Source organism: Janthinobacterium goodfellowi, from assembly GCF_051380695.1.
Classification (GTDB): Bacteria; Pseudomonadota; Gammaproteobacteria; order Burkholderiales; family Burkholderiaceae_D; genus Janthinobacterium.
Genome location: NZ_JBNYXN010000003.1, coordinates 585,987 through 612,639, shown reverse-complemented (window position 1 = coordinate 612,639; position 26,653 = coordinate 585,987). Strand labels below are relative to the sequence as shown.

Genomic DNA, 26,653 nt, shown 5'->3' with positions numbered 1-26,653 from the left:
CTGCCTCGGCGGCCCCGAACCAAGTACAGCTGTGCTTCTTAGCCAGATGGGGGCGCCGAGCCTCGTTGCCGCTCGCTGCGATTTTCTCAAGCATCCGTGACGTTTGTTATCGATGGCTGTTGCGAGCCGATCCTAACCTGTCGAGCATGCCCTTGACCGCTTCCATCTGCGTGCCGCTCTTGCGGTAGAAATCCGGATCGATCGGATTGAGGCTGGTGTAGCCCCAGAAATCCCAACAGCCTTTCGGGTTGTACGGGTAGACGGGGCTCGGTTCGGCCTGCGGATACAGCACGATGATCTTGTTGGCGTCCGCCACCTGGTTGTAGCCGGTGCTGGTATAGAAGCGGTCGCCGATGGCCTGCGTCGTTTGCAGGCAGCCGTGGAACACTACGTGCACGCGGCAGCTCTCGCTGTCGCAGGCTTTCGGGATGTAGGCATAGCCCGTATTGTTCATGCTGGAATACGCGTTCTGGATGAAGCTGCGCTGGTTGAAGGCGATCAGCTTGCCCGTCAGGGTGGTCGATGACGGTTGCAGGTCCGGGTACAGGTGCTGCAGGATGTCGCGCGCCTGCACGAAGTCGCAGTCGTTGATGAAGGGTGACGCCGTCACGTCGCAGGCCTTGTCCTGGTTGTTGTCGGTGATGATGGCATGGCCCGCGCCGACCGTGTCGACGAAGCGGATCTGCGCCGCCGGCGTGCCCGCCAGTTGATAGAATTTCCCCACCTGCTCCACCACCGGCCGCGTCACGGTCTGGTCTTTCGTTCCGCTGAACAGATATACGCGCTGGCGTTTCAGGTTGGCCGTGTCGTCGATGAGGCGCGCGCGCACAAAATCGTTCGCCGCGCGCAGCAATTCGCTAGCGACGGGCGGCGCCACCTGCGCGCTGCCTGGATTCATGCAGGTGGTCAGGGCATTCGTCAGGTAGGGGATGTACGGGAAGCGGCCTGGCTGGCCCGAGCAGAAATACGGGCCGCCGGCGATGATGCCGGCGCCGGCGACGGTGGCCGAGTAGGCGACGGCAAACTGCGCCGCCATGAAGCCGCCCGAGGACAGGCCGGACACCGTGGTCTGGCTCAGGTCAGCCTGGTAGCCGGGCAGGGCGGGGGCGTCCCTGGTCGCGGCGGGTTTGACGGCTTTGGCCGTCGTGGCGGAGTGCGCGCCGCCTGGCGCCAGGGTGACGAGGCTGGCGGCCAGCAGGGCGGCGGGTAATGCGGTCAGGTGCGGGAAGGGCATGGCAACTCCACAAGGCAAGGACAGGAAGGCCGAGCATAGGTAAAAAAACTGTGCGTTGGGCAAGTACTGCACCGTTCTTGATGCTGGTCAAGCAATCGCTGTTGTTGTGGCCCGCATGCGCGTGCGCGGCGTTTGACATAGAATGGTTTTTTCCGTTCAACCATGGTGCCCCTCATGTCCAAGACCCTTGCCCAGCTGTTTGCGCTCACCACCCTTGCCGCCGGCGCCAGCCTGGCCATGCCGGCCCATGCCGCCGAAACCGCGACAGCTGCCGCTGCCATAGCTCCGGCCGCCTGCCCCGCCATCCTCAAGCAGACCTTCAACCGCCTGCAGGACGAAGCGCCGCAAAACCTGTGCCAGTATGCGGGCAAGGTCGTGCTGGTGGTCAATACGGCCAGTTATTGCGGTTTTACCAATCAATATGAAGGGCTCGAGGCGCTGTACGCCAAGTACGGCAGCAAGGGCCTGGTGGTGCTGGGTTTCCCGTCGAACGATTTCGGCAAGCAGGAGCCGGGCAACAGCAAGGAAATCGCCGACTTCTGCTACAACACCTACGGCGTGAAGTTCCCCATGTTTTCGAAGTCCGTCGTCTCCGGCCCCAATCCGAACCCGCTGTACGTGGACCTGATCAAGCAGACGGGCAAGACCCCGGCCTGGAATTTCCACAAATACCTGATCGACCGCCACGGGAAAGTGGTGGAAAGCTTCCCCAGCAAAGTGACGCCGGACGACAAGAAACTCGTTGGCGCGGTGGAAAAAGCGCTGGCGATGTAAGTTGCCGATATACAAGCAGGCTGGAACGCCTGCTTTTTTTTAATGCCGCGCTTGTCGTCTTGCCATCATTATCCTAAGCTGGTTGTTCGCGTTTGTCACAACAAAGGAGATCATCATGGCGTATGTCGATGGATTTGTGGTGCCCGTACCGAAAGCCAAGCTCGATGCCTACCTGGCCATGTCGCGCGCCTGCGGCGCCGTCTGGCGCGAGTACGGTGCGCTGGAATTTCGCGAATGCGTGGGCGACGATGTCAAGCCGGGCAAGCTGACCTCGTTCCCGCAGGCGGTGGACTTGCAGGATGGCGAAGTGGTGGTGTTTTCCTGGATCGTGTATGCGTCGCGCGCCAGTCGCGATGAAATCAACGACAAGGTCATGAAAGACCCGCGCCTGGCCGAGATGATGGACCCGGCCAAGCTGCCGTTCGATGGCAAGCGGATGATTTATGGCGGTTATGAAATGCAGGTAGATCTCTAGCGGCTGAAACAGTCCATGGCGGCGTTGCAATGCCTCGTCGTGCAATTGCACTGCCTTCGGCAATGCGCCTTGCCCTGAACTGTTTCAGGAGTCCATGGCGGCGTTGCAATGCCTCGTCGTGCGTTCGCACTGCCTTCGGCAATGCGCCTTGCCCTGAACGGTTTCAGGCGCTGGCGATAAGATGCGCCGGCAAGGCCCCGCGCAGGGCATTGCATACGACGATGGCCTCGGCCCGCGCCAGCATGGCGCGCGTGATGATGGTTTCCTGCGCGTTCCAGGCGGGATCGGCCAGCATGGCTGCGCGTTGCACGCCGGGCAGCAGGCCGCAGGACAGGGGCGGCGTGTGCCAGTGGCCATCGAGCCGGACGAAGACATTGCTGCGCCCGCCCTCCGTCAGCTCGCCCCGCTCGTTAAAGAACAGCATGTCGAAGCCCCCTTGCGCCTCGGCCGCGCGCCACGCCGCGTCATAGCGTGCGCGCACGCTGCTCTTGTGGCGCAGGAACAGGTCGTCGGCCACGGTGGCGTCGGGCGCCAGCAGGACGTCGACCGTCTCCGGCAAGGCGCTGAGCGCGCCGCTTTGCAGCGTGAACTGGCCATCCTGGCGCAGCGCCAGACGCAGGCGGAAGGGGGTATCGTCGGGGCGCGCCGCGCAGGCTGCCTGCAGCGCGGCGCGGGCGGCGTCCGCATCCCAGGCAAAACCGAAGTAGGCGCAGGAGGCGGCCAGGCGCGCCAGGTGGCGCTCCTGCTGGCGGCAGCCATCGGCTCGGCTCGCATGCAGGGTCTCGAACAGTTCGAAGTCGTTGCTCAGCCCCGTCAGGAAGCGGGCCTTGAGCTGGCATTCCGCAAATTCCTCCTCCGGGTCGCTGTCGAGCACGATGCCGGCGCCCACGCCCATCTCGCCGCGCCGCAGGCCGCCAGGGCCCGCCGGCTGCAGGGCCAGGGTGCGGATCGGCACGGACATGCAAAAGTCGCCCACCGGGTGGGCGGCGCCGATGGCCGGCGGATCGAACCAGCCGATGGCGCCCGTGTAGATGCCGCGCGGCGCCGGTTCCAGTTCGGCGATGATCTCCATGGTGCGGCGTTTCGGCGCGCCCGTGATCGAGCCGCACGGGTACAAGGCCTGGAAGATGTCGGCCAGGCTGGCATCGTCGCGCAAACGCGCCTGCACGGTGGACGTCATCTGCAGCACGCTGCTGTAGCGCGTCACCTGGAACAGGGCCGGCACCTTGACGGAGCCCGTGACGGCGATGCGGCCGATGTCGTTGCGCAGCAGGTCGACGATCATCAGGTTTTCCGCGCAGTTCTTCGGGTCGCTGGCCAGGGCGGCGGCGCGGCGCGCGTTTTCTGCCGTTTGCTCCGCAGGGGCGGCCGGCGCCGTGCCTTTCATGGGGCGCGCCGTCAGCTCTCCTTGCGCATGGCGCACGAACAGCTCCGGCGACAGCGACAGCAGGGCGCCGCCATCGGGCAGCATCACCAGCGCGCCGTACGGCACGGGCTGGCGTTCCCGCAGCCGTGCATACAGGGCCAGGGGCGAGCCGAAGGCGTCGAAGCGCAAGCGATACGTGTAGTTGACCTGATAGGTGTCGCCGGCCACGATATAGTCGTGGATGCGGTGCAGCGCCTGCGTAAATTGCGCCTGGTCGACATTCGCGCGGATATTGGCCACGCCGGCCGGCGCGGCGTCCACGTGGATGCGCGCGTCCAGCCACTGCGCCACCTCGTCCTGCGACAGCTGCGTGCAATGGTCGAAGACGAGCACTTGCGCCAGCGGCGGCGCGCCGGGATCTGCCGCGCGCGGCGGCATGGCCAGCAAGTGCGCGCCCAGCTCGTAGCTGCACACGCTGACGGCGTACTGGCCGCGATGTAAGGCGTCTTGCAGGCCTTCCAGCAACTCGGGCCAGGCCTGCCCCTCGCTGCACTGCAAGACCGCCGTCAGGCCCGTGTACAGGCGCGATGCGGCGCCAGGCGTGCTGGCGTCGTCGAGCAGGGCGAAACAGTCGGTATGCATGAAGACAGCCGCGGCGGTGACTTACCCCAGCAGCATGGCGATTTGCAGCGCCGCTTCCTGGGAAGGATTGATCTTGAAGCCGCTCTTGGCGTAGCGGTGCCAGCGTCCGATGACGAAGCTGACGATCAGGGTGGCGCGCGCAGCCACTTCGCTTTCCTTGCCATGGCCTTCGGCGGCGGCCACGCGCAAGGCCTGCTTGAGCGCCAGCTCCACGCGGTCGTAGAACTGGTTCATGCGCACTTGCAGGCGCTCGTCCTCATTGACCAGCGCATCGCCGATCAGCACGCGCGTCATGCCCGGATTGCTGATGGCGAAATTGAGCAGCATGCCGATGATGTCGCGCGTCTGCGTCATGCCGTCGCTGTGCTTTTCCGCGATCTGGTTGATCAGGCCGAAGACGCTCGACTCGATGAATTCGATCAGTCCTTCGAACATTTGCGCCTTGCTGGCGAAATGGCGGTACAGGGCCGCTTCCGAGACGGCCAGTCTGGCCGCCAGTGCGGCGGTGGTGATCTTTTCGCCTTTCGGCTGCTCCAGCATTGCGGCGAGGGCCTGAAGAATTTGTAGCCTGCGTTGGCCCGGCGGTGTGCTTGCCATATTTTCTCTTGTCGTTAAAAAAAATGCTGCCTTGATGGGGAAGTCCGTCACCGCCGCTAGCGGTGCGGCTTCCGGCGTCAGCCGGAAGTCCAGGAGTCCCCTTCAACGCAGACGGTGAAGGCGGCGTGCCAAATGCCGGACAGATTTTACTTTGACATCGACGTAAGCGGGGCGATTTAACGCCTTGGGCAACTTCGCCACGCCGATCGGGTCGGCCATTTTCAGGTATTGCGTGACCCAGGCCGTGCGCAGGCCCAGTCTTTTTGCGCCCTTCAGGTTGGCGAGGGTGTCTTCCACCAGGATGCAGCGGCCAGGGCGGATCTGGTGCTTGCGCATCAGTTTGCGCAGCATCAGCGTCGATGGCTTGGGCCGCAGCTGGCGGTGCACCTGCATCGCCTCGATGGCGATGTGGTGTGAAAAGTGCCGGCGCAGTCCCAGGTGGCGCATCACATCGCTCGAATAGCGCAGCGGCGCGTTGGTGAGTAAAATTTTACGGCCAGGCAGGCGTTTGAGTAAAGCCCCCAGTCCCCGCTCGGCGCGTATCATGGCGCGCAAATCGTCGAAGGCGTGCGTCTCGCGCAAAAAATGCGCGGCCTGCACCTGATGGTGCTTGACCATGCCCAGCAAGGTGGCGCCATAACGGCGCCAGTAGGCCGCGCGCGCCGCATTGACGATGGCGTCGTCGGCCGGCGTCACGCCGTCGCCCAGTACGCGGGCAATATACGTGTTCATATTGGCCGTGATGGTGGGGAAGATGGCGTGCGAGGCATTGTGCAGCGTGTTGTCGAGGTCGAACAGCCAGACCGGCGACGAGCGGTTAAGATGGGACACAGGCACGAGAGTCTTTGCTAGCGAGAGAAGATGAAAAATTCAACAATCAGGAAAACCATGCGACGCCAGATTATAGTGATGTTTTGCGGATTATTCTTGCTGCCGTTGCAGGCGGCCTTCGCCGAAGCGCCGCCCGCGGCGCAAAACCGCGGCGCCTTGTTCAAGGTGCAGGACGCGGCCCACACCCTGTATCTGTTCGGCACCATCCATGTCGGCGCGCCCGATTTTTACCCGCTCGAACCCACCGTGACGCAGGCGCTGCACCAGGCCGGGGCGCTGGCGCTGGAGATCGATCCCGGCACCGATCCGCACAAGGCTGTGAGCGCCGTGCTGAAATACGGCATGGAGGCGCCGGGCAGCAAGGTGCCGCTTGACTGCCGCCAGAGCCTGGCCCCGCGCCTGGCGCCGCTGTTGCAAAAATACGGCATTCCGGCCGAATCGGTGGCGCCGATGAAGCCATGGATGCTCGCCAGCGTGCTGGCCATTGGCGAATTTTCCACCCTGGGTTACCGCTCCGACCTGGCCGTCGATAATTATCTGTCGCAGCAGGCCAAGGCGCGCAAGATCCCCGTGGTGGAACTCGAATCGATGGAAGGCCAGATGGCGCTGTTTGGCGCCATGTCGCCGCTCGACCAGTGCCGCTTCCTGGAAGACGGCGTAGCGTCGATCGAGGATCAGGAACAACGCCAGGAAGCGCGCGAGATCGCCGATGCGTGGCGCAACGCCGACGCGGCCGCCTTCGACAGGCTGGCGGCAAAGGCGGCGACAGATCCCTCGTTCGCCGCGCAGTTCGTGCAAAAAGTGTTGCTCGACGGCCGCAACCCGGTCCTCGCCGACGGCATCGCCAAGCTCCTGGCGCGCGAACAGCACAGCCTGGCCGCCATCGGCGTGCTGCACCTGGTCGGAGAAAAGAGCGTGCCGGATTTATTGCGTCGGAAGGGCTTGAAGGTCGAGCGAGTGTACTAAGTGTGGAAAGCAGGCAGCAAGGATGCCGTAGCTCTGCTGCGTAAAGCACGCGGCAGAGCAGATGGAAAAGTGTTCAGGGCAAGGCGGACTGACGAAGACAGTACGCATGTACGGCGAGGAAGGACAACGCCGCCATGGACATTTTTTCAGCTGCGGGGAAAGGATACTGGTGCCCTTGACGTGGATCGAACACGTGGCCTCTCCCTTACCAAGGGAGTGCTCTACCACTGAGCTACAAGGGCAAATTAAAAGCGGCGCCAGGTGATCTGCGCCGCCAAACTACTCGCTGTGATGCGTTGCGATTTTTTTAGTGCGAACGGATCATAGTACCAAAAGCCTGCTCGGTCAACACTTCCAGCAATAATGAGTGTTCGATGCGGCCGTCGATGATGTGTACTGTGTTCACGCCGGACTTGGCGGCGTCGAGCGCGGACGAGATCTTCGGCAGCATGCCGCCCGAGATCGTGCCATCGGCGAACATCTCGTCGATTTCACGCGCGGACAGGTCGGTCACCAGGTTGCCTTGCTTGTCCTGGACGCCGGCGATGTTGGTCATCATGATCAGCTTTTCCGCTTTCAGGATTTCCGCGATCTTGCCCGCCACCACATCGGCGTTGATGTTGTAGGCCTGGCCGTCCTGGCCGAAACCTATCGGCGAGATGATGGGAATGAAGGCGTCGTCCTGCAGCGCCTTGACGACGGCCGGGTTGATCGCGTCGATCTCGCCCACAAAGCCGATGTCGAGGAATTCGCCCGGATGTTCGCGGTCCGGCATCTGCATCTTGCGCGCGCGGATCAAGCCGCCATCCTTGCCCGTCAGGCCGACAGCCTGGCCGCCGTAATGGTTGATCAGCATGACGATATCCTGCTGCACTTCGCCGCCCAGCACCCACTCCACCACTTCCATGGTTTCTTCATCGGTGATGCGCATGCCTTGCACGAAGGTGCCTTGCTTGCCGATTTTTTTCAGCGCGTTGTCGATCTGCGGTCCGCCGCCGTGCACCACGACCGGGTTCATGCCGACCAGCTTGAGCAGGATGACGTCGCGCGCGAAGCCGTGCTTCAGGCGTTCGTCCGTCATGGCGTTGCCACCGTATTTGATGACGATGGTCTTGCCATGGAAATTGCGGATGTAAGGGAGGGCCTCGGCCAGAATCTGCGCCTTGATTTGCGGCGACACCGCCGTCAAGTCGTCATTCATGTCCAGGTTCAAGTTAGCTAGTTGATTCATGGCGAGTCCGGAAAATAGATTTGTGCGATTTTACAGGGAAGAAGAAAATCCTGGAGGCATTATAGGGCGATCTTGTTGTATTTTCCCTGATGATCCTATAGTCTGGCCCGATATGCCCCCCAGCCCGCCCTTTTACTGCCCGTTACATCTGCGTCGCGTCGCGCAGCAGCATGACACACACTTGCCAATTCAAACACAGCCATGAGCCAGTGCAGCCTGTGCGGCGCCACTTTCCAGTGTGGCCAGCTTGACCCGGACGCCAGAGAACCCTGTTGGTGCCTGGCGCTGCCGCCCGCCGTTCCCGTGCCCGGCAGCGCCGCCGCGGGCTGCTGGTGCCCCGCCTGCCTGCAAGCCCATATCGCCACCCTGGCACGTCCTGTCAAGCCTAACGTCGGCTAAATAAGTACTTCGGCATGCAATTGCTTTGCAATAAACCTTGCATTTCGTAGGGGAATACGTTCAGACTTCGATTTTCAAGAATTTCTTATAGGAAAGTTTATGCGCTTCAGGGATATCAGTATCGGCGTGCGCATCAATGCCGGTTATGCCATGTTGATCGTGCTGATGCTGATCGTCATCGTCCTCTCTGGCAGCCGCATCTACGCCATCCGCGCCGAGACCGACGATATCCTGCAGCGCGACTGGGTTGCCGCCAAGGCCACCAGCAAGATCCACGGGCTGGCGCGCGAGGCCGCCACGCGCATCGGCAATCTGCCGAACCAGCACAAGCTGGCGCTGCGCCAGGCGAACCAGGTGCGTCTGGAAGCGATCAAGCAAGGCATCGATGAGCAGGTGCGCATTCTCGACGGTCTCGATGCGCGGCCCGAGGAACGACGCCTGCTGGAACAGATGCACCTGGCACGCGCCGAGTACTACGGCTCGCTCAAGACGATGTTCGAACTGGTCGAGCGCGGCGAGGATGCCCGCGCCGAGCAGGCCATACAGACGCAGACCTTGCCGATACTGGAAAAAGTGCTGCTGTACGTGGGCCGGCTCGACGACTTGCAGCAACAGCTGATCCGCGACAGCGCGGCCAGGATACGCAACGACATCGACACCTCGCTGCTGCTGATGGGCGGCATCGGCCTGGCGGCCCTGCTGACGGGACTGGCTTTTGCCTGGTCGGCGCGCTCGATCACGCGTCCACTGGGCGAGGCGGTGGCGATCGCCACGCGCGTGGCCAATGGCGACTTCAGTTCCGTCATCGAGGTGACATCGCGCGACGAGACGGGCGAATTGCTGCAGGCGCTCAAGAACATGAGCACCAGCCTGGCCGTCGAGCAGGACCTGCGCCACGCCGTCGAAGTGGCCGAGGATGCGACCAAGATGAAGTCGGACTTCCTGGCCAATATGTCGCACGAAATCCGCACGCCGATGAACGGCATCATCGGCATGACCCATTTGGCGCTGCAGACGGAACTCACGTCGACCCAGCGCAACTACCTGGAGAAGGTGGAATCGGCTTCGAAGAACCTGCTGGCCATCATCGACGACATCCTCGATTTCTCGAAGATCGAGGCGGGCAAGATGGCCTTTGAAAAAGTCGATTTTTTCCTCGAGGACGTGCTGGCGCAGATCGCCGACCTGTCCGTGATGCGCGCGCAGGACAAGGGGCTCGAACTGCTGTTCGACATCGCCCCCGACGTGCCGAACGCCTTGCAGGGCGATCCGCTGCGCCTGGGCCAGGTGCTGATCAACCTGACCAACAATGCGATCAAATTTACGGACAAGGGCGAGATCGTCGTCACCATCCGCCTGCAGCAGCTGGAAGAGCATGCTGCTGTCTTGCGCGTGGACGTGCGCGACACGGGCATCGGCCTGACGCCGCCCCAGCGCAGCAAATTGTTCCAGGCCTTTACCCAGGCCGACACCTCCACCACGCGCCACCATGGCGGCACCGGCCTGGGGCTGACCATCAGCAAACGCCTGGTGGAAATGATGGAAGGAGAGATCGACCTGGTCAGCGAAGCGGGCGTGGGCAGCACCTTTTTCTTCACGGCCCGCTTCGGCCTGGCCGCCGTGCCGCGCGATAATCTGCCGCAGTTGCAACATCAACAGCAGTTCCAGGGCCTGCGCGTGCTGGTGGTCGACGACAACCCCAGCGCGCGTGAAATCTTCGTCAGCATGCTGGCGGCGCTGGGCTTCGAGGCGCGTGCCGTGTCTGGCGGCGTGCTGGCCATCGGCGCCGTGGCGCAGGCGCGCGCCGAGGGGCGTCCGTACGGACTGCTGCTGATGGACTGGAAAATGCCGGGCATGAACGGCCTCGATACCCTGGCCGGCATCCGTGCCGATGCCGCCGGCATCGATGCGACGCCGGCCTGCATCATGGTCACGGCCTTCCATCGCGAAGCGCTGCTGGAGGCGGCGCGTCAGCGCGACTTGCCGCTCGACGGGATATTGAACAAGCCGGTCAGCGCCTCGACATTGCTCGACCAGATAGCGTTCGTGTTTGGCGGCGTGACGGGACAGAGCCGCAAGACGCAGCGCCAGAGCAGCTACCGCGATGACGAGCGCGCCCTGCGCGGCGCCTGGCTGCTGCTGGTCGAGGATAATGAAGTGAACCAGGAAGTGGCGCAGCATATTCTCAACGACGCCGGCATCCGCGTCGACATCGCGGGCAATGGCGCCATCGCGCTGGCGAAGATCGAGGAAAACGCCTATGACGGCGTGCTGATGGATTGCCAGATGCCGGTGATGGATGGCTACCAGGCGACGCGCAAGCTGCGCCAGGACCCCCGTTACTCGAATTTGCCCGTGATCGCCATGACGGCCAATGCCATGGTCGGCGACAAGGAGAAATGCCTGGACGCCGGCATGAACGATTTCATCGCCAAGCCGATCGACGTGGCGCAGCTGTTCGGCACCCTGGCGCGCTGGATCGCGCCGGCCGCGCCGCAGGCAATGACGGCGGCGGTGGCGCAGCCGGAAGCGGAGCTGCCCGTGATCGCCGGCCTGAAAATGACGGAAGCCATGCGCCGCGTGGGCGGCAATGCCGCTTTGATGCGAAAATTGCTGGACCGTTTCGTGGAAACCCAGTTCGACGCCATGCAGCGCATCGTTGCCGCCATCGAGAACAACCAGCTCGAGACGGCGATCCGCGAAGCGCATACCCTGAAGGGCCTGGCCGGCAATATCGGCGCCGGCGGCCTGGCCGACAGCGCCGCGCGGGTCGAGCACTTGCTCAGTCTGGGCTCGCACGACGGTTTGCCGCAGGCGCTGGCCGCCTGTACCCTGGCGCTCGACGAGCTGGTGCCGAAGATCGTGCTGGCCATGCAGTCGCGCGGCAATGCGGCCGAAGCGGGCGGCGCGGCGGTGGCGCACGTGGCGCCGGTGGACCGGGCATACCTGGAAGCGGGCTTGCGCGAATTGTCGCAGCTGCTGCAGCAGGACGATGCGCAGGCCGTCAAGCACCTCGACGGCATCGGTCCCGTGCTCGTCGCGGCGGGGCAGGCGGAACATGCGCGCCAGTTGAAGCGCATGCTGGGACAATACGATTTCGAAGGTGCGCTGGCGCAACTGGGCGAGGTGGCCGATGCGCTGGAGTTGACACTGTGAGAAGGATAACTATGCAGAACGAAGGACGGGTATGAGAGCGCCGGCAAGCAAGCCAACCATCCTGGTGGTCGACGACACGCCAGACAATATCGATCTGCTGCGCGCGGTGCTGGAAGACGATTACCGCACCAAGATCGCCGTCAATGGCGAGCGCGCCCTGAAGATCGCCGCCGGCAGCGACCAGCCCGACCTGATCCTGCTCGACATCATGATGCCGGGCATGAGCGGCTACGATGTGTGCCGCGCGCTGAAGGCCGATCCCGCCACGGCAGGCATTCCCGTGATTTTCGTGACCGCCATGAGCGAAGTGGCCGACGAGCAGCTGGGCCTGGCCCTGGGCGCCGTCGATTACATCACCAAGCCGATTTCGGCACCCATCGTGCTGGCGCGCATCAAGACACAGCTGGCGATGAAGCAGATGCAGGATTTCCTGCGCGACCAGAACCAGTACCTGGAAACGGAAGTGGAGCGCCGCGTGCAGGAAGTGGCGGCGCTGCAGGACGTCACCATCCACGCCATGGCCTCGCTGGCCGAGACGCGCGACAGCGAGACGGGCAACCATATCCGCCGCACCTCGCACTACCTGAAGGCGCTGGCCGAGAAGGTGCGCAACTTGCCGCGTTTCCGCGATTTTTTGACGGACAAGAATATCGAACTGCTGTTCAAGACGGCGCCGCTGCACGATATCGGCAAGGTGGGCATCCCCGACCATATCCTGCTCAAGCCGGGGCGTTTCGAGCCGCATGAAATGGCCATCATGAAGACGCACACCACCTTGGGGCGCGACGCCATCCTGGCGGCCGAGCACGAACTGGGCATCGAGGTCGATTTCCTCAAGTACGCGAAAGAGATCGCCTACAGCCACCATGAAAAATGGGACGGCAGCGGCTATCCGCAAGGCCTGGCGGGCGACGCCATCCCGATTTCGGCGCGCCTGATGGCGCTGGCCGACGTGTATGACGCCCTGATCAGCCGGCGCATCTACAAGCAGGGCATGGACCACGCGCAGGCCGTGCAGATCATCGTCGAGGGGCGCGGTTCGCACTTCGACGCCGAGATCGTCGACGCCTTCCTGCAGATCCAGGACCAGTTCATCGCCATCTCCAACCGCTATGCCGACGGCGTATGCGAGATCGCCGACAAGCAGCGGCAGATCGCGCCCTACACCGAGAATATCAGCTGACGGTCTTGAAGAAGCGCAGCATCTCGCGGCTGGCGTCCGGACCTTTTCCGTCCGTATAACTGCCATTATCGCTGCCGCCGGACCACGCGTGGCCGGCGCCGTGGATGACCCAGTGTTCGCCCAGCGGCGAGCCATCGGCCTGGCTGTGCGTGGTGCGCGTGTAGCGGTGGCCGTTCGGCACGCTGCCGTCGACGGATGCGGCCTTGGCCGCCTTGCCGCCCGCCTGGCTGCGTACGCCTTGCGCGATCAGTTCATCGCCATTGCGCGGGTTGACGGTGGTGTCGCGGTCGCCGTGAAAGACGATGATGGGCACGCCGCCGGCCGGCGCCTTGCGCTGGGCATTGGGCATGGCGCCGCCCTTCATGGCGGCCAGCGCCGACGGCAAGTCCTGCGCCGAGGCGAAGGGCAGGCCAGAATGCACGCCGACGGCGGCAAACAGGTCAGGGTACAGGGTGCCGACGATGACGGCCATGGCGCCGCCCGCCGACAGGCCGGCGACGAACACTTCGCGCTCGTTGACCGGGTATTCGTCGATGACTTGCTGGGCGATGCCGGCGATCAGCGACGGTTCGCCCTGGTCGCGCTGCTGGTCGATGGCGTTGAACCAGTTCCAGCAGCGCGAACTGTTGGCGCCCTGCGTCTGCGCCGGGTAGACGACAAAACACTCCTTTTCCTCGGCCAGCGCATTCATCTGCGTGCCGGCGGCGAAATCGTCGGGATTTTGCGTACAGCCGTGCAGCATGACGATCAGCGGCATGGCCTGGCCGTGGTAGCTGCTGGGGATATACAGCTTGTACGAACGCGTGCCTGCGTGGTTGCGGTACACGCCGTCGATGAACTGCGCGCCGGCGGGGATCTCCACCGGCGTGGCGGCCGGCGCGTTGAAGCCGGGCGGGTGGAAATTCGGCAGCTCGAAGCTGGGCATGTCGAAGCTGTGCTGGCCCAGGCCGGCCGGCACGCCCAGGCGCGCCATGAAATCCTGCGCGAAGTCCTGCGCCGCCTGCGCGGGCGTGGGCGGCGCGGCCGTCGTTTCCGGCGCGGCGTCAGCGTGCGGCTGCTGCGTCCGGGCCTGTGCTGGTGGCGGATTAATGTCGCGCATCGGCTGCGGCGGCGGCGCTTGCGTGGCGCCCGCTTGCGGCGCCAGGCCGGCGGCGGACAGCGCCTTCTGGATCGCTTCGGTGGCGGCGGCGGGACCGCTGCCCATCAGATTACGGGTCGCTGTGCGCATCTGCGCCAACATGTTGAGAGGTAGTTTCATGACCATCCTTAACGGTGCCGCGCATCGGCCGGGTCATCGCCGCGAACCAATACGCTAGTGAATTCGCCCTGCGAGCGCCGTCTTGACGACGGTGCTGGCGTGCAGGGCACCTAATACGAAAATCGACTCGATGGTGGCCAGTGCCAGTTCCACGGAGACGTCGCTGGCGATGCTGGCCAGTCCCAGCACCTGTATCTGCAGTCGCTGGCCGGCTGCCTGGATCGCTTCCAGGTCGGCGCGCGAGTAATGCTGCATGCCCAATACCAGGCTTTTACGGGCCACGGTTTGTTTCACCACGTCGGCGTGGATACCGAGCTGGTTGCGTATGGCCGTACGGATCAGATCCGTGCGGTTGGAATAAAATCCCTCCTGGACCAGCAGATCGATCTGCCCCAGGTCAATCAAGCCGAGGTTGATCGTGATTTTCTCGGATTCCCCAATTTTGGGCTTGCTGTCTTGCTTGGCCATATCTCTCCATAAACTCCACGTGGCATCCATTTGCCATCTGTATGGATGGTAGTATAGTTCTGAAATGTCTCAAGTCAAGCAGGATCTGGCCTGATTGTGTTGTAGGACGGGCACCCGCAGAGTGAGAACAGGCAGCAAAATAAATTTCCGCAAGAGCGGTTGTTGATCATTGTTTTGCCAGGAAATAATAGTCATGGAGACATTGCGGGGCGATGCCACCGACTCGCCGGCGCGGTTTCGCGGCATAATGCAAGCCTGTACAAACACCGATGCCGCTCCATGATGGTCGCTCCCCCACCTCCGCCAGCCGTTCCGCTCCCCTTGCCGTCGCCGGTGCCGTCGCCGTGCGTCAGCCTGTGCAAGATGAACCGCAACAGCGGCTTGTGCGAAGGTTGCCTGCGCACGCTTGACGAGATCATCGCCTGGAGCAAGGCCGATGACGACTTCAAGCGCGCCGTGTGGGCCGAATTGCCGGGACGAGAATCCCTGCTCGATTTCGAGCCCGACTACTGAGGAAGCCCATGCCGCGATCGCCAGCGCTGTTCCCCGATGCCATGCAGGTGTTCGAACGCGGCTGGCTGTCGTCGAACAACATCCTGTTCCAGGGCAGCGATGACACGGCCCTAATCGACAGCGGCTATGTCACGCATGCGCCGCAGACCCTGGCCTTGCTGCGCCACAGCCTGGCGGGCCGGCCGCTGGACCGCCTGTTCAATACGCACCTGCATTCCGACCATTGCGGCGGCAATGCGCTGCTGCAAGCCGAATACGGCTGCCATACGGCCATTCCCGTGTTGGAAGCGGACAAGGTGCGAACCTGGGACGTGGACGCCCTGAGTTTCCAGGCCACGGGCCAGCAATGCCCGCGCTTCGGCTTTGACGCCACCGTTTCGCCCGGCGACAAGCTGACGCTGGGCGACATGGCCTGGCAGGCCCTGGGCGCACCGGGCCACGACCCGCACTCGCTGATTTTTTACTGCGCCGAGGAGGGCATCCTGATTTCCGCCGACGCCCTGTGGGAAAACGGCTTCGGCGTGATCTTCCCGGAACTCGATGGCGGCTCCGGCTTTCTGGAGGCGCGCGCCACCTTGGACCTGATCGCCGGCCTGGACGTGCGCGTGGTGATCCCTGGCCACGGGCGGCCGTTCACGGATGCCGCCGGCGCCCTGCAGCGCGCCTATTCTCGTCTCGATTACCTGGCGTCCGACCCCGTGCGCAACGCGCAGAACGCGGTGAAGGTGCTGCTGAAATTTTTGCTGCTTGAACGCCAGCGCATCGACCTGGCCGAGATCCCGGCCCTGCTGCGCGGCATGCCCGTCTTCGAAGCGGCCAACCGGCGCTTCCTGCGCCAGGAGGCGGCCGCGTTGGCCGAGTGGGCCGTGTCGCAACTATGCAGAGCAGCAGCGGCACGGGTCGAGGGTGAGTACTTGCTTAACGACGGTTGAAACACGTCCGCGATAAATTCAGCACGATCGTACTTTTTCTGCACTATAATCAACGCTCAGTGTGTCTTTTACGTCCGATCAACTTTCCAGCGAGTCCGCCATGGCATTGCCTGTTGCGTTGCAAAACCTCTCCTTACCCGTTATCGCCTCGCCGATGTTCATCGCCAGCGGCCCGGCCCTCGTCGCGGCGCAGTGCAAGGCCGGCATCGTCGGTTCCTTCCCGGCCCTGAACGCGCGTCCTGCCGAATTGCTCGATACGTGGCTGACCGACCTGCAGGCCGAGCTGGCCGCCTTCCAGGCCGCCCATCCCGATAAAAAAGTCGGGCCGATCGCCGTCAACCAGATCGTGCACCAGTCGAACGACCGCCTCGCGCACGACGTGGCAGTGTGCGTGAAACACCAGATCCCCATCATCATTTCCTCGCTGCGCGCGCCGCCCAAGGAAATGCTCGACGCCATCCACAGCTATGGCGGCATCGTGCTGCATGACGTGATTTCGATCCGTCACGCGAAAAAGGCGCTGGAGGCGGGTGTCGATGGCCTGATCCTGGTCGCCAGCGGCGCCGGCGGCCACGCGGGCACCCTGTCGCCGTTCGCGCTGGTGGGCGAAGTGCGCAAATTCTTCGACGGCCCGCTGGCGCTGTCGGGCTCCATCGCCACGGGCGACGCCGTGCTGGCCGCGCAAGCGATGGGCGCCGACTTTGCCTACATCGGCTCGCGCTGGCTGGCGACCAAGGAATCGAACGTCAGCGACGGCTACCGCGACGCCATCGTGGAGTCTGCCGCGGCCGACATCGTCTACACGAACCTGTTTACGGGCGTGCACGGCAATTACCTGAAAAAATCGATAGAAGCGGCCGGGCTCGATCCGGAAGCCTTGCCCGAAGCGGACAAGAGCGCGATGAATTTCGGCTCCGGCAGCGCCAAGGCCTGGCGCGACATCTGGGGCGCGGGCCAGGGCGTGGGCTTGATGGATGACGTGCCGAGCGTGGAAGAGATGGTGGCGCGCCTGAAGGCCGAATATGAGGCGGCGCGCGCGCGGCTGAAGCTGTAACGCTGGTGGTCGTTGTCGGATTACGGCCTTTGGCCTAATCCGATCTACGCCACCGGGCACTGGTAGGTCGGATTAGCGCGCAGCGCGTAATCCGACAACACCACAATCACTCCTGCTTCAAATCCTCGGGCTTGATGGCCCACAGCCCTGGCAGGTTGCGCCAGTAGCCGTACGCATCCATGCCGAAGCCGACGACGAAGCGGTTCGGGATCACCAGGCCGACAATGTCGGCTTGTACGGGCTTTTTCTTGCCGATGGCCTTGTCGGCGAACACGGCCAGGATCACCTCGGAGGCGCCCATGTCCAGCAAGCGCTGCTTGACATGCGCCAGGGTTTCGCCTTCGTCGAGAATATCGTCGAGCACGATGACGGTGCGGCCCGCCACGTTCGAACGGGGGATGACTTTCCACACCACTTCGCCACCCTTGTCGTCGTCGCCGTAGCGGCTCACATGGATGTAGTCGAATTCGAGCGGGAAGCTCAGTTGCGGCAGCAGGCTGCCCGTAAACACGACGGCGCCGCCCATCACGCCCAGCACCAGCGGGAACTCTTTCGAATCCTCGGCGTTGAAGCGCGTGTTGAGCACATCGGCCATGCGCGTGATCGACGCCTGCACGGTATCTTGGTCGAACAGCAGTTCCGCGTTCTTGATCAGGTCACGGGCACGGTTGTGATGAAATTCTTGCATGGACTCTTGCATGGCGATGAAAGGGGCTGATGGTCAATGCCGGTATTATCCCGCAAATCGGCCTTATTTGTAATCGCGCATGTCGTCGATGATTTTCCCATCCTGGGCCAGACTGCCCACCGCCACCAGCACCACGTCGCCGCGCAGCTTGGTCAGTTCGCGGATCGAGCCGATGATGGCGTCCACGCCGCTGGCGTCCGTCGGATCGTCGACTTCGCAATGCAAGGCCATCTCGTCGTTGGCCATGCGCCCCGACACCACCAGCCGCGCCTTCCTGATGTGCGGATGGCGGCGCGCGATTTCATGCACCTGCGACGGATGCACGAACATGGCGCGCACCTTGGTGGTTTGATCGGCGCGCCCCATCCAGCCCTTGATGCGCGTATTCGTGCGCCCGCACGGCGACTCCGGCGCGTCCATCAGCACGGCCGACAGATCGCCCGTGGCGAAGCGGATCAGCGGGTAGTCGGCATTGAAGACGGTGACGACGACTTCGCCCACCTCTCCCGGCGCGACGGGAATGCCGCTGCCCGGATGGACGATCTCGAGCAGCACGTTTTCGTCGACGACCATGCCGGGATTGAGCTTGCCGTTGCTGGCCGTTTCATAGGCGATGCTGCCGATATCGGCCGAGGCATAGGTCTGGAACACGTGCGGCACGCCGTTCTCGGCAAACCAGCTGCGCAAGGATTCCGGCAGCGCTTCCGCGCCCATCACGGCCTTGGTGACGCTGCTGATGTCGGCGCCCATTTCGCGCGCCTTCTCGATGATCAGTTTTAAAAACGACGGTGTGCCGATATACGTGTCGGGCTTGAGGTCGGCCATCGCCTGCACCTGCATTTCCGTCTGCCCGATGCCGGCCGGGATGACGGTGCAGCCGATGCGCGCGGCGCCGCCTTCGACCATGAAGGCGGCCGGCGTGAAGTGATACGAAAAGCAGTTCTGCAGCAAGCCGCCGGCGCGCACGCCGGCCGCGTACATGGGCCGCGCGAAGCGCCACCAGTCGGGACCGCGGCCTTCCGGATCGAAGATGGGGCCGGGCGAGACGAACACGCGCGACAGCGCGTTTTTTGGCGTCGTGTTCAAGCCGCCGAACGGCAGGGCGTCGTGCTGCAATTGCTTGAGGTCGGACTTGCGCGTCACGGGCAGCTGCGCCAGCGCTGCGCGGCTGGTGACGTCGGCCGCGTTGACGCCATCGAGGATGCGGGCCCAGCCCGGCGCCTGTTGCGCGCGCGCGATCAGCTGCGGCAGGCCTGCCATCATTTCGCGTTCGCGCGCTTCGGGGGCGCGTGCTTCCAGACTGTCGAGCGTATCGGTCATGTTGCGGATTCTCCAATGTCACGTTGCATTTTTTTCGTCAGCCCCGCAAAAATCAGGCTGTATGAGCGGCGCAGCAGGGCGGCCATTTCGTCGTCGTCCAGCGCGTCGGGGCTGGCGACCAGCACCCATTTGGCCCGCGCCAGGTAGGGCGCCGGGAGAAAGCCGGGGCGGTCCGTCAATTCCAGGAAGCGTTCCGCATCGACCTTGAAGCTCATGCCGCGCGTGCTGCGCGCTTCCGCGCCGCACAGGGCGAACAGCTTGCCGCCGACGCAAAACGCCAGCACGTCGCCCCACTTGATGTCTTCGGTCGCGCCGGGAAAGCCGCGGCACACTTGCTTCGCCCGTTCCAGGTCCATGACGGCAGCCCCCTTGTCAGGCCAGCCAGCGCTTGCGGCGGCGGTAGAACTTCATGTCGCGGAAGCTCTTGCGCCCGGCGCTGGAGACGCCCAGATAAAACTCTTTGACGTCTTCGTTGCTGGCCAGTTCCTGGGCCTGCCCTTCCATCACGACGCGGCCGTTTTCCAGGATGTAGCCGAAGTCGGCGTAGCGCAGCGCCACATTGGTGTTCTGTTCGGCCAGCAGGAAAGACACGTTTTCCTTGTGGTTCAAATCCTTGACGATGCCGAAGATCTCTTCGACGATCTGCGGCGCGATGCCCATCGAAGGTTCGTCCAATAAGATCATCGAGGGCTTGGCCATCAGCGCGCGGCCGATGGCGCACATCTGCTGTTCGCCGCCCGAGGTATAGCCGGCCTGGCTGCTGCGCCGCGTTTTCAGGCGCGGGAAATAGTGATACACCTTGTCCAGCGCGTCTTTCAGCTCGCCGCGCGACAGGCTGCGCGTATAGGCGCCCGTCAGGAGGTTTTCCTCGATGGTGAGGTGGCCGAAACAGTGGCGGCCCTCCATCACTTGCGACAGGCCCCGCTTGACCAGTTCATTCGGCGTCAACTGATCCACGCGCTCGCCCTTGAACTGGACTTCGCCCTTGGTGACGTCGCCCCGTTCGCCGCGCAGCAGGGTCGAGATGGTTTTCAGGGTGGTCGACTTGCCGGCGCCGTTGGCGCCCAGCAGCGCCACGATCTTGCCCTGCGGGACTTGCAGCGACACGCCCTTCAGGACCAGGATCACGTGGTCGTAGATGACTTCGATATTGTTCACCGACAGGTAGGGCGGCGGCGCGGTGTCTGGTGTTTGCGTGGCAGTGGGTGTCATGGCTGCTTCGTTTTCATGTGATGTTGGTGCTTGTCGGATTACGCCTTCGGCTAATCCGACCTACGTCGTATCGAGGTAGGTCGGATTAGCGCAACGCGCGTAATCCGACACCACTTTGAGAGGCGCTTACTTCATGCACGCCGGCGTGATCTTCTTCTCTTCGGCGTATTTGCCGGACGATTCCTCGACCAGCTTGCGCACCAGGGCCTTGTCGCCGACGATCCATTTCGGCGTGATGGCGGTCCACTTCTTGCCATCCCACTGCTGCACCTTCACGGCGCCCGAGCCTTCATGGTCGTCGCAGCTGGTTTTCACGGTGGGGAACATGCCCAGCGCACCCACGGCCTTCTGACGCGCATCGTCGACATTCAGGTTTTCCAGGCCCCAGCGCATCTGCTCGCCCGTGATCGGCTTGCCCTTGCCGAATTTTTCCTGCGCCACCCGGATCGCTTCGACCCACAGGATGCCGGCCGTCACGCCGCGCATGTGGTAGACGGAGCCGATGCGCGACTGGTCGGACAGGTTGCCCTTGCCGGTGGCGTAGAGTTTTTTGCGGATGTCGTCGAGCACGGGGTAGTTGCCCGGCGTATTGAACGTCATCGCCGTGTAGCCCTTGGCCGCGTCGCCCGATGGAATCGTGTCTTCCTCGGAGCCGGCCCACCAGACGCCCAGCATTTTGTCGCGCGGGAAGCCGTTGCGCTGCGCCGTCTTGATGGCAACGGAATTCATCACGCCCCAGCCCCACAGGATCACGTGGTCCGGCTTGGCCTGGCGGATCTGCAGCCATTGCGATTGCTGTTCGCTGCCGGGCGGCGCGACGGGAATCTTGATCAGCTCGAAGCCGTACTGCTTCGACAGCGCTTCCAGCACGGGCAGCGGTTCCTTGCCGAAGGCCGAATCGTGGTACAGGTGGACGATTTTTTTCCCTTTCAGCTTGTCCATGCCGCCATCCTTGTCGCCCAAATACTTGATCATGGCGGCGGCCTGGCTCCAGTAGCTGGAGATCAGCGGATACACGTAGGGGAAGACCTTGCCGTTGGCGGCGTCCGAGCGGCCGTAGCCGATCATCGTCATGGGAATCTTGTCCTGCGCCACGCGGTCGAGGATGCCGTAGGCGACGCCCGTGGACAGGGTTTCGACCAGGGTGGCGCCGCCCTGCTTGGTTTTCAGGCGTTCATAGCATTCGACGCCGCGCGACGGGTTGTATTCGGTTTCGCATTCTTCCCAGCTGATCTTGACGCCATTGACGCCGCCGGCCTGGTTGACCAGGTTGAAGTAATCGATGATGCCGCCGTAGAAACCGGAGCCGCCGGCCGCGTACGGACCCACGCGGTAGGACGGCAGGGCGATGTACTGTTCCTTGTCCTGCGCCTGCGCGCTGCCGGCCATGGTGAGTGCGGCACTGGCGATGGCGGCGGCCAGCATGAGCGATTTGATGTGTTTCATTGTGTGTCTCCTCTTGTTTTATTTGGTATTCAAGTGAACCGACATCGACTGCAAAAACTTAATGGGGGAAGGGCCAGAGTCTCAATTTTTCCTTGGCGATCTGCCACAGCCTGGCCAGGCCGTGCGGCTCGACGATCAGGAAGAAGATGATCAGCGCGCCGAACACCATCAGTTCCAGGTTCGAGGCCACGCTGGTCGGCAATGCCAGGCCGTGCGCGATGGTGTTCAGGAAGACGGGCAGCAGCACGATGAAGGCCGCGCCCAGGAAGGAACCGAGGATAGAACCGACGCCGCCGATGATGATCATGAACAGGATGCGGAAGGACAGGTCCAGGTTGTACGCTTCCGGCTCCACCGTGCCCAGGTAGGCATACGCATACAGGGCGCCGGCCACGCCGCAGTAGAACGAGCTGACGGCAAACGCCAGCAGCTTGGTGCGCATCAGGCGGAAACCGATCACTTCGGCCGCCATGTCCATGTCGCGCACGGCCATCCACGAGCGGCCCACGTTCGAGCGGATCATGTTCTTGGCCAGCAGGGCCATGCCGGCCACGATGGCCAGTACCAGCAGGTATTTGCTTTGCGGCGTGTCGAACTGGTAGCCGAGGATGGTCATCTTTTGCACCGTGATCACGCCCGAGGAGCTGTAGTTGGTCAGGTACGGGATCTTGGTCAGGCACCAGACAACAAAAAACTGCGTCGCCAGGGTGGAGGCGGCCAGATAAAAGCCGCGGATGCGCAGGGAGGGCAGGCCGAAGGCGATGCCCACCATGGCCGCGCACAGGCCGCCGAGGATGAACGACACCAGCAGCGGCAAGCCGGGCAGGCGCGCCATGAAGTTATACGAGGCAAACGCGCCGACGGCCATGAAGGCGGCCGTGCCCAGCGACAGCTGGCCCGCGTAACCGGTCAGGATGTTCAGGCCCAGCGCCGCCAGCGCGAAGATCAGGAACGGGATCAGGATCGCCGACAGCATGTAGGGCGAGGCGAAATACGGCAGGAGGAAGACGGCGACGAGGAGCGTGGCCGTCAGCGCCAGGCGGTCTTGCCGGATCGGGAAAATCTGGTTGTCAGCCTGGTAGCTGGTCTTGAATTGTCCTGCTTCACGGTAAATCATGGCGTGTCCTTTGCGACTGTTTTGGCTGTTGTCGGGTTACGCGCCATGCGCTAACCCGACCTACGATGCTGTTTCGGTGGTGTTATATGCGACGGATGATCTTCTCGCCGAACAGGCCTTCCGGGCGCACGAGCAGGAACAGCAGGGCCAGCACATACGGGAACCAGCCTTCGATGCCGCCGCCCACCATGGGACCGAGGTAGACTTCGGCCAGCTTTTCCGAGGCGCCGATGATCAGGCCGCCGACGATGGCGCCCGGCACCGACGTAAAGCCGCCGAGGATCAGCACGGGCAGCGCTTTCAGGGCGATGAAGGTGAGGGCGAACTGCACCCCGTTGCGCGCGCCCCACAGCAAGCCGGCCACCATCGCCACCAGGCCCGCCACGCCCCACACCACGGCCCAGATGCGCTGCAAGGGAATGCCCACGGCCAGCGCCGCCTGGTGATCGTCGGCGACGGCGCGCAGGGCGCGGCCCACCTTGGTTTTCGAGAACAGCAGGGCCAGGCAAATCACCAGCAGTGCGCAGATGCCGGCCGCCACCACGTCGAACTGCGAAACGATGATGTTGAAATGGTCCATCAGGAAGGGCATCGGCACGTCTTCGATCGGCAGGTCCAGCTTGTGCACCTGTGAGCCCCACATCAGCTGCGCCAGGCCTTCGATGAAAAAGGTCAGGCCGATGGTGGCCATGAAGAGCGTGATTTCCGGCTGGTTGACGAGCGGCCGCAAGACCACCCTTTCAATCGCCATGCCTAATACGATCATCGTCACCATCGTCAGCGGGATGGCCAGCCACAAGGACAGGCCGAACTTGTCCATGATGCCGACGCAGGTGAGGGCGGCGAAGAACACCATCGCGCCCTGCGCGAAGTTGAACACGCCCGAAGCCTTGTAGATCAGGACGAAACCGATCGCCACCAGCGCGTACATGACGCCTGACAGCAGGCCGCCGATCAGCACTTCAAAGAAAAAATTGATATTCATTGCTATTCCTTGTCTAGTGCGCCACGCCGAGATAGGCATTGATCACGTCCTGGTTGCTGCGCACCTCGTCGGGCGTGCCGTCGCCGATCTTCTTGCCGTAGTCGAGCACCACCACGCGGTCGGAGATATCCATCACCACGCCCATGTCGTGCTCGATCAGCACGATGGTCGTGCCCAGCTGGTCGTTGACGTCGAGGATGAAGCGGCACATGTCCTGCTTTTCTTCCACGTTCATGCCGGCCATCGGTTCGTCCAGCAGCAAGATGTCCGGTTCGGCCACCAGCGCGCGGCCCAGTTCCACGCGCTTTTGCAAGCCGTAGGGCAGGCGTCCCACGGGCGTCTTGCGGATGGCCTGGATTTCCAGGAAGTCGATGATCTCCTCGGCCTTCTTGCGGTGCTCGATTTCCTCGCGCCGCGCCGGTCCCCAGTACAGGGCCTGCAGCAGGAAATTCGACTTCATTTTGAGGTTGCGCCCCGTCATGATGTTGTCCAGCACCGTCATGCCCTTGAACAGGGCGATGTTCTGGAAGGTGCGCGCGATGCCGGACTTGGCGGCCGCGTAGCAATCCATGCCGCGCCGGTGTTCGCCCCGGTAGATGATCTCGCCCTGCTGCGGGCGGTACACGCCATTGATCACGTTGAGCATCGAGCTTTTGCCCGCGCCGTTCGGGCCGATGATGGCGCGGATTTCATGCTGTTTCACGTCGAACGAGATGTCGGTCAGCGCTTTCACGCCGCCGAACGACAGCGAGATGTTCTTCAGGTCGAGGATCACGGGGCCCGTCTTGCGGGCCGTGCCGAAATGGGCGTCGGGTTCGTTCATTTGCATCGTGCTGTGCTCCATCATGCGGCCAGGCCCTGGGGCCGGTACGTTTTGCTGTCCCAGATCTGCAGGTTGGCGCTGGTCGAACCAAGGCGGCCATCCTCGAATTTCACCTGGGTCTCGATGTATTGCGTTGCCTTGCCCTCGTACAGGGCGGAGATCAGCACCGCGTATTTTTCGGCGATGAATTTGCGGCGCACCTTGCGCGTGCGCGTCAGCTCGTCGTCATCCGGGTCGAGTTCCTTGTGCAGCACCAGGAAGCGGTGCACCTGCGTGCGGTCCATCAGCGGGTCGGCCGCCAGTTCCGCGTTGACCTGTTCGATGCAGTCGCGGATCAGGCCATAGGTCTCGGCGCGCGCCGCCAGGTCAGTGTAGCCAGAGTAGGCGATGCCGCGCCGCTCGGACCAGTTGCCCACCGCTTCGATGTCGATATTGATGAAGGCGCACACCTGGTCGCGCGCATGGCCGAAGGCCACCACTTCCTTGATGAAGGGGAAGAACTTGAGCTTGTTTTCGATGTAGTTGGGAGCGAACATGGCGCCGCAATTCATCTTGCCCACGTCGGCGGCGCGGTCGATGATTTTCAGGTGGCCTTCGCTGTCGAACACGCCCGCGTCGCCCGTATGGAAGTAGCCGTCGTTGTCGATCACTTCGGCGGTGGCGTCAGGGCGCTTGAAGTAGCCGCTCATGGTGGCGGGCGACTTGACCAGCACTTCGCCATTGGCCGCCAGCCTGACTTCCACGCCCGGCGCGGGCAGGCCCACGCTGTCGAACTTGATATTGCCGTCCGGTTGCAGACACACATAGGCGCAGGTTTCGGTGGAGCCGTACAGCTGCTTGAGGTTGACGCTGATCGAGCGGTAGAAGCGGAACAGGTCGGGGCCGATGGCGGCGCCGGCCGTGTAGGCGACGCGCACTCGCGACAGCCCCAGCACGTTTTTCAGGGGGCCGTAGACGAGCAGCTCGCCCAGCTTGTAGCTGAGGCGGTCCGCCAGCGACACTGGCTTGCCATCCAAAATCTGCGCGCCGCAGCGCTTGGCCACGTCCATGAAATGGCTGAACATGCGGCGCTTGATGCTGCTCGCGTCTTCCATGCGTATCATCACGCTGGTGAGCATGTTCTCGAACACGCGCGGCGGCGCAAAGTAGCAGGTGGGGCCGATTTCGCGCATGTCGATCATCACCGTGTCGCCCGATTCGGGGCAGTTGACGGTAAAGCCGGCCACCATGGCTTGCGCCAGCGAAAACAGGCAGTCACCCACCCACGCCATGGGCAGATAGGACAGGATGTCTTCATTGTCGGTGAGCTGGTCGAAGGCGACGCCGCCTTCGCCGGCTGCCAGCAGCGCCGTGTGGCTCTGGCACACGCCCTTCGGCTTGCCCGTGGTGCCCGAGGTGTACAGGATCACGGCCGAGTCGCTGCCCTGGCCCGCTGCCACGGCGGCGTCGAAAAAGCCCGGATGCTCGCGGTCGTAGGCCCGGCCCAGTACCTGCAGGGCGGCAAAGGACGTCAGCTCCGGCTGACTGTAATGGCGCATGCCCCGTTCATCGTCATAGGCGATGTGGGCGACGTGCGGGTACAGCGCTTTCAGTTCGAGCAGCTTGTCGACCTGCTCCTGGTCTTCGACGATGGCGTAGCGGATTTCCGCATCCTGCAGCACATAGGCCATGTCGGCGGCCGGCGCGTCCTGGTACAGCGGCACGGGCACGCCGCCCAGGCTTTGCGCGGCCAGCATGGCCCAGTACAGGCGGGGACGGTTGTCGCCGATAATGGCCAGGTTCATGCCGCGCTGGAAGCCGATGGCGGCCAGGCCGCAGGCCAGCGCGCGCACCTCCTCGTTGACCTCGGCCCAGGTCCAGGTTTGCCAGATGCCCAGGTATTTTTCGCGAAAGGCGGGCTTGTCGGATCGTACTGTCCCGTGTTGCAATAAGCGCCGCGGAAAAGTCGGCATTGCTGCTGTGGTATGCGTTTGCACCAGTGTC

The 26,653-nt window shown here is 63.3% G+C and carries 25 protein-coding genes and 1 tRNA gene; 9 read left to right on the top strand and 17 right to left on the bottom strand.

The window, feature by feature from the left end:
* Window positions 1–106 precede the first annotated feature (106 nt).
* A complete protein-coding gene (locus ACQ4WQ_RS15185) occupies window positions 107–1,234 on the bottom strand; it encodes an extracellular catalytic domain type 2 short-chain-length polyhydroxyalkanoate depolymerase (protein WP_436498125.1) in 1,128 nt (375 codons plus the stop codon).
* A 174-nt stretch (window positions 1,235–1,408) separates the two neighbouring features.
* Between ACQ4WQ_RS15185 and ACQ4WQ_RS15180 the strand changes: the two genes are divergently transcribed.
* Together ACQ4WQ_RS15180 and ACQ4WQ_RS15175 are read left to right on the top strand one after the other, a co-directional pair.
* Window positions 1,409–2,008 (top strand): glutathione peroxidase, encoded by a 600-nt coding sequence (locus ACQ4WQ_RS15180; RefSeq protein WP_436498123.1) that lies wholly within the window; start codon window positions 1,409–1,411, stop codon window positions 2,006–2,008.
* 115 nt (window positions 2,009–2,123) lie between these two features.
* Entirely contained in the window at window positions 2,124–2,483 is a 360-nt protein-coding gene (locus ACQ4WQ_RS15175; RefSeq protein WP_436498121.1) for a DUF1428 domain-containing protein, read from the top strand.
* A 163-nt stretch (window positions 2,484–2,646) separates the two neighbouring features.
* On the opposite strand, the gene pabB is transcribed toward ACQ4WQ_RS15175, so the two are convergent.
* The 3 genes from pabB to ACQ4WQ_RS15160 form a co-directional block, all read right to left on the bottom strand.
* Complete coding sequence (pabB, locus tag ACQ4WQ_RS15170) at window positions 2,647–4,491, bottom strand: aminodeoxychorismate synthase component I (RefSeq protein WP_436498119.1); 1,845 nt, start codon at window positions 4,489–4,491, stop codon at window positions 2,647–2,649.
* Window positions 4,492–4,512: 21 nt separating this feature from the next.
* Complete coding sequence (slmA, locus tag ACQ4WQ_RS15165; protein WP_070313104.1) at window positions 4,513–5,088, bottom strand: nucleoid occlusion factor SlmA; 576 nt, start codon at window positions 5,086–5,088, stop codon at window positions 4,513–4,515.
* A gap of 102 nt (window positions 5,089–5,190) precedes the next feature.
* On the bottom strand, window positions 5,191–5,925 hold the full coding sequence (locus ACQ4WQ_RS15160) for a pyrimidine 5'-nucleotidase (RefSeq protein WP_436498117.1): 735 nt from the start codon (window positions 5,923–5,925) through the stop codon (window positions 5,191–5,193).
* A gap of 90 nt (window positions 5,926–6,015) precedes the next feature.
* On the opposite strand from ACQ4WQ_RS15160, the gene ACQ4WQ_RS15155 reads away from it, so the two are divergent.
* Window positions 6,016–6,885, top strand: coding sequence for a TraB/GumN family protein (locus ACQ4WQ_RS15155; RefSeq protein WP_436498115.1), 870 nt, complete (start codon window positions 6,016–6,018; stop codon window positions 6,883–6,885).
* Window positions 6,886–7,052: 167 nt separating this feature from the next.
* Here ACQ4WQ_RS15155 and ACQ4WQ_RS15150 read toward each other — a convergent pair.
* Both ACQ4WQ_RS15150 and argB read right to left on the bottom strand, forming a co-directional pair.
* Window positions 7,053–7,127 (bottom strand) — tRNA-Thr (locus tag ACQ4WQ_RS15150).
* A gap of 65 nt (window positions 7,128–7,192) precedes the next feature.
* Window positions 7,193–8,086, bottom strand: a complete 894-nt coding sequence (argB, locus tag ACQ4WQ_RS15145; RefSeq protein ID WP_010393729.1) for an acetylglutamate kinase — start codon at window positions 8,084–8,086, stop codon at window positions 7,193–7,195.
* A 231-nt stretch (window positions 8,087–8,317) separates the two neighbouring features.
* Here argB and ACQ4WQ_RS15140 point away from each other — a divergent pair, with 231 nt between their 5' ends.
* From ACQ4WQ_RS15140 to ACQ4WQ_RS15130, 3 genes are all read left to right on the top strand, one after another.
* Entirely contained in the window at window positions 8,318–8,515 is a 198-nt protein-coding gene (locus ACQ4WQ_RS15140; protein WP_436498113.1) for a cysteine-rich CWC family protein, read from the top strand.
* Window positions 8,516–8,614: 99 nt separating this feature from the next.
* Window positions 8,615–11,671, top strand: coding sequence for a response regulator (locus ACQ4WQ_RS15135; protein ID WP_436498111.1), 3,057 nt, complete (start codon window positions 8,615–8,617; stop codon window positions 11,669–11,671).
* 31 nt (window positions 11,672–11,702) lie between these two features.
* Complete coding sequence (locus ACQ4WQ_RS15130) at window positions 11,703–12,854, top strand: response regulator (protein WP_436498109.1); 1,152 nt, start codon at window positions 11,703–11,705, stop codon at window positions 12,852–12,854.
* Here the strand turns inward: ACQ4WQ_RS15130 and ACQ4WQ_RS15125 are convergent.
* Together ACQ4WQ_RS15125 and ACQ4WQ_RS15120 are read right to left on the bottom strand one after the other, a co-directional pair.
* Window positions 12,847–14,112, bottom strand: coding sequence for an extracellular catalytic domain type 1 short-chain-length polyhydroxyalkanoate depolymerase (locus ACQ4WQ_RS15125; RefSeq protein WP_436498107.1), 1,266 nt, complete (start codon window positions 14,110–14,112; stop codon window positions 12,847–12,849). The two genes, ACQ4WQ_RS15130 and ACQ4WQ_RS15125, sit on opposite strands and share 8 nt — an antisense overlap.
* Window positions 14,113–14,166: 54 nt before the next feature.
* Window positions 14,167–14,580: a CopG family transcriptional regulator gene (locus tag ACQ4WQ_RS15120; protein WP_034783786.1), complete on the bottom strand. Its 414-nt coding sequence runs from the start codon at window positions 14,578–14,580 to the stop codon at window positions 14,167–14,169.
* Between the two features lie 279 nt (window positions 14,581–14,859).
* Here ACQ4WQ_RS15120 and ACQ4WQ_RS15115 point away from each other — a divergent pair, with 279 nt between their 5' ends.
* The 3 genes from ACQ4WQ_RS15115 to ACQ4WQ_RS15105 all read left to right on the top strand — a co-directional run bounded on the left by ACQ4WQ_RS15115 (window position 14,860) and on the right by ACQ4WQ_RS15105 (window position 17,079).
* On the top strand, window positions 14,860–15,093 hold the full coding sequence (locus tag ACQ4WQ_RS15115; RefSeq protein WP_232731261.1) for a DUF1289 domain-containing protein: 234 nt from the start codon (window positions 14,860–14,862) through the stop codon (window positions 15,091–15,093).
* Window positions 15,094–15,101: 8 nt separating this feature from the next.
* Complete coding sequence (locus ACQ4WQ_RS15110) at window positions 15,102–16,025, top strand: MBL fold metallo-hydrolase (protein WP_436498104.1); 924 nt, start codon at window positions 15,102–15,104, stop codon at window positions 16,023–16,025.
* A 100-nt stretch (window positions 16,026–16,125) separates the two neighbouring features.
* Complete coding sequence (locus ACQ4WQ_RS15105) at window positions 16,126–17,079, top strand: NAD(P)H-dependent flavin oxidoreductase (RefSeq protein WP_436498102.1); 954 nt, start codon at window positions 16,126–16,128, stop codon at window positions 17,077–17,079.
* 106 nt (window positions 17,080–17,185) lie between these two features.
* Here ACQ4WQ_RS15105 and ACQ4WQ_RS15100 read toward each other — a convergent pair whose 3' ends face one another.
* From ACQ4WQ_RS15100 to ACQ4WQ_RS15060, 9 genes are all read right to left on the bottom strand, one after another.
* A complete protein-coding gene (locus ACQ4WQ_RS15100; protein WP_070218966.1) occupies window positions 17,186–17,767 on the bottom strand; it encodes a hypoxanthine-guanine phosphoribosyltransferase in 582 nt (193 codons plus the stop codon).
* 63 nt (window positions 17,768–17,830) lie between these two features.
* Window positions 17,831–19,087: a phenylacetate--CoA ligase family protein gene (locus ACQ4WQ_RS15095; protein ID WP_436498100.1), complete on the bottom strand. Its 1,257-nt coding sequence runs from the start codon at window positions 19,085–19,087 to the stop codon at window positions 17,831–17,833.
* Complete coding sequence (locus tag ACQ4WQ_RS15090) at window positions 19,084–19,443, bottom strand: MmcQ/YjbR family DNA-binding protein (protein WP_436498098.1); 360 nt, start codon at window positions 19,441–19,443, stop codon at window positions 19,084–19,086. The genes ACQ4WQ_RS15095 and ACQ4WQ_RS15090 overlap by 4 nt, the downstream gene beginning before the upstream one ends.
* 16 nt (window positions 19,444–19,459) lie before the next feature.
* Complete coding sequence (locus ACQ4WQ_RS15085; protein ID WP_070218968.1) at window positions 19,460–20,299, bottom strand: ABC transporter ATP-binding protein; 840 nt, start codon at window positions 20,297–20,299, stop codon at window positions 19,460–19,462.
* Between the two features lie 126 nt (window positions 20,300–20,425).
* The gene (locus ACQ4WQ_RS15080; protein WP_436498096.1) at window positions 20,426–21,745 is read right to left on the bottom strand and encodes an ABC transporter substrate-binding protein; all 1,320 of its coding nucleotides are present in this window, start codon (window positions 21,743–21,745) and stop codon (window positions 20,426–20,428) included.
* Between the two features lie 58 nt (window positions 21,746–21,803).
* Entirely contained in the window at window positions 21,804–22,862 is a 1,059-nt protein-coding gene (locus ACQ4WQ_RS15075) for a branched-chain amino acid ABC transporter permease (protein WP_034752817.1), read from the bottom strand.
* Between the two features lie 82 nt (window positions 22,863–22,944).
* The gene (locus ACQ4WQ_RS15070) at window positions 22,945–23,841 is read right to left on the bottom strand and encodes a branched-chain amino acid ABC transporter permease (RefSeq protein WP_326457022.1); all 897 of its coding nucleotides are present in this window, start codon (window positions 23,839–23,841) and stop codon (window positions 22,945–22,947) included.
* Between the two features lie 19 nt (window positions 23,842–23,860).
* Complete coding sequence (locus ACQ4WQ_RS15065) at window positions 23,861–24,676, bottom strand: ABC transporter ATP-binding protein (protein WP_035828489.1); 816 nt, start codon at window positions 24,674–24,676, stop codon at window positions 23,861–23,863.
* Window positions 24,677–24,690: 14 nt separating this feature from the next.
* Window positions 24,691–26,622 carry an AMP-binding protein gene (locus ACQ4WQ_RS15060; RefSeq protein ID WP_436498093.1) on the bottom strand — a complete coding sequence of 644 codons (1,932 nt, stop codon included), beginning with the start codon at window positions 26,620–26,622 and terminating at the stop codon, window positions 24,691–24,693.
* Window positions 26,623–26,653 lie beyond the last annotated feature (31 nt).

Coding starts and splice junctions, on each gene's coding strand:
- ACQ4WQ_RS15185 (WP_436498125.1), bottom strand. CDS start 1,234: ATGCCCTTCCCGCACCTGACCGCATTACCCGCCGCCCTGCTGGCCGCC.
- ACQ4WQ_RS15180 (WP_436498123.1), top strand. CDS start 1,409: ATGTCCAAGACCCTTGCCCAGCTGTTTGCGCTCACCACCCTTGCCGCC.
- ACQ4WQ_RS15175 (WP_436498121.1), top strand. CDS start 2,124: ATGGCGTATGTCGATGGATTTGTGGTGCCCGTACCGAAAGCCAAGCTC.
- pabB (WP_436498119.1), bottom strand. CDS start 4,491: ATGCATACCGACTGTTTCGCCCTGCTCGACGACGCCAGCACGCCTGGC.
- slmA (WP_070313104.1), bottom strand. CDS start 5,088: ATGGCAAGCACACCGCCGGGCCAACGCAGGCTACAAATTCTTCAGGCC.
- argB (WP_010393729.1), bottom strand. CDS start 8,086: ATGAATGACGACTTGACGGCGGTGTCGCCGCAAATCAAGGCGCAGATT.
- ACQ4WQ_RS15140 (WP_436498113.1), top strand. CDS start 8,318: ATGAGCCAGTGCAGCCTGTGCGGCGCCACTTTCCAGTGTGGCCAGCTT.
- ACQ4WQ_RS15135 (WP_436498111.1), top strand. CDS start 8,615: ATGCGCTTCAGGGATATCAGTATCGGCGTGCGCATCAATGCCGGTTAT.
- ACQ4WQ_RS15130 (WP_436498109.1), top strand. CDS start 11,703: ATGAGAGCGCCGGCAAGCAAGCCAACCATCCTGGTGGTCGACGACACG.
- ACQ4WQ_RS15125 (WP_436498107.1), bottom strand. CDS start 14,112: ATGAAACTACCTCTCAACATGTTGGCGCAGATGCGCACAGCGACCCGT.
- ACQ4WQ_RS15120 (WP_034783786.1), bottom strand. CDS start 14,580: ATGGCCAAGCAAGACAGCAAGCCCAAAATTGGGGAATCCGAGAAAATC.
- ACQ4WQ_RS15115 (WP_232731261.1), top strand. CDS start 14,860: ATGATGGTCGCTCCCCCACCTCCGCCAGCCGTTCCGCTCCCCTTGCCG.
- ACQ4WQ_RS15110 (WP_436498104.1), top strand. CDS start 15,102: ATGCCGCGATCGCCAGCGCTGTTCCCCGATGCCATGCAGGTGTTCGAA.
- ACQ4WQ_RS15105 (WP_436498102.1), top strand. CDS start 16,126: ATGGCATTGCCTGTTGCGTTGCAAAACCTCTCCTTACCCGTTATCGCC.
- ACQ4WQ_RS15100 (WP_070218966.1), bottom strand. CDS start 17,767: ATGCAAGAATTTCATCACAACCGTGCCCGTGACCTGATCAAGAACGCG.
- ACQ4WQ_RS15095 (WP_436498100.1), bottom strand. CDS start 19,087: ATGACCGATACGCTCGACAGTCTGGAAGCACGCGCCCCCGAAGCGCGC.
- ACQ4WQ_RS15090 (WP_436498098.1), bottom strand. CDS start 19,443: ATGGACCTGGAACGGGCGAAGCAAGTGTGCCGCGGCTTTCCCGGCGCG.
- ACQ4WQ_RS15085 (WP_070218968.1), bottom strand. CDS start 20,299: ATGACACCCACTGCCACGCAAACACCAGACACCGCGCCGCCGCCCTAC.
- ACQ4WQ_RS15080 (WP_436498096.1), bottom strand. CDS start 21,745: ATGAAACACATCAAATCGCTCATGCTGGCCGCCGCCATCGCCAGTGCC.
- ACQ4WQ_RS15075 (WP_034752817.1), bottom strand. CDS start 22,862: ATGATTTACCGTGAAGCAGGACAATTCAAGACCAGCTACCAGGCTGAC.
- ACQ4WQ_RS15065 (WP_035828489.1), bottom strand. CDS start 24,676: ATGCAAATGAACGAACCCGACGCCCATTTCGGCACGGCCCGCAAGACG.
- ACQ4WQ_RS15060 (WP_436498093.1), bottom strand. CDS start 26,622: ATGCCGACTTTTCCGCGGCGCTTATTGCAACACGGGACAGTACGATCC.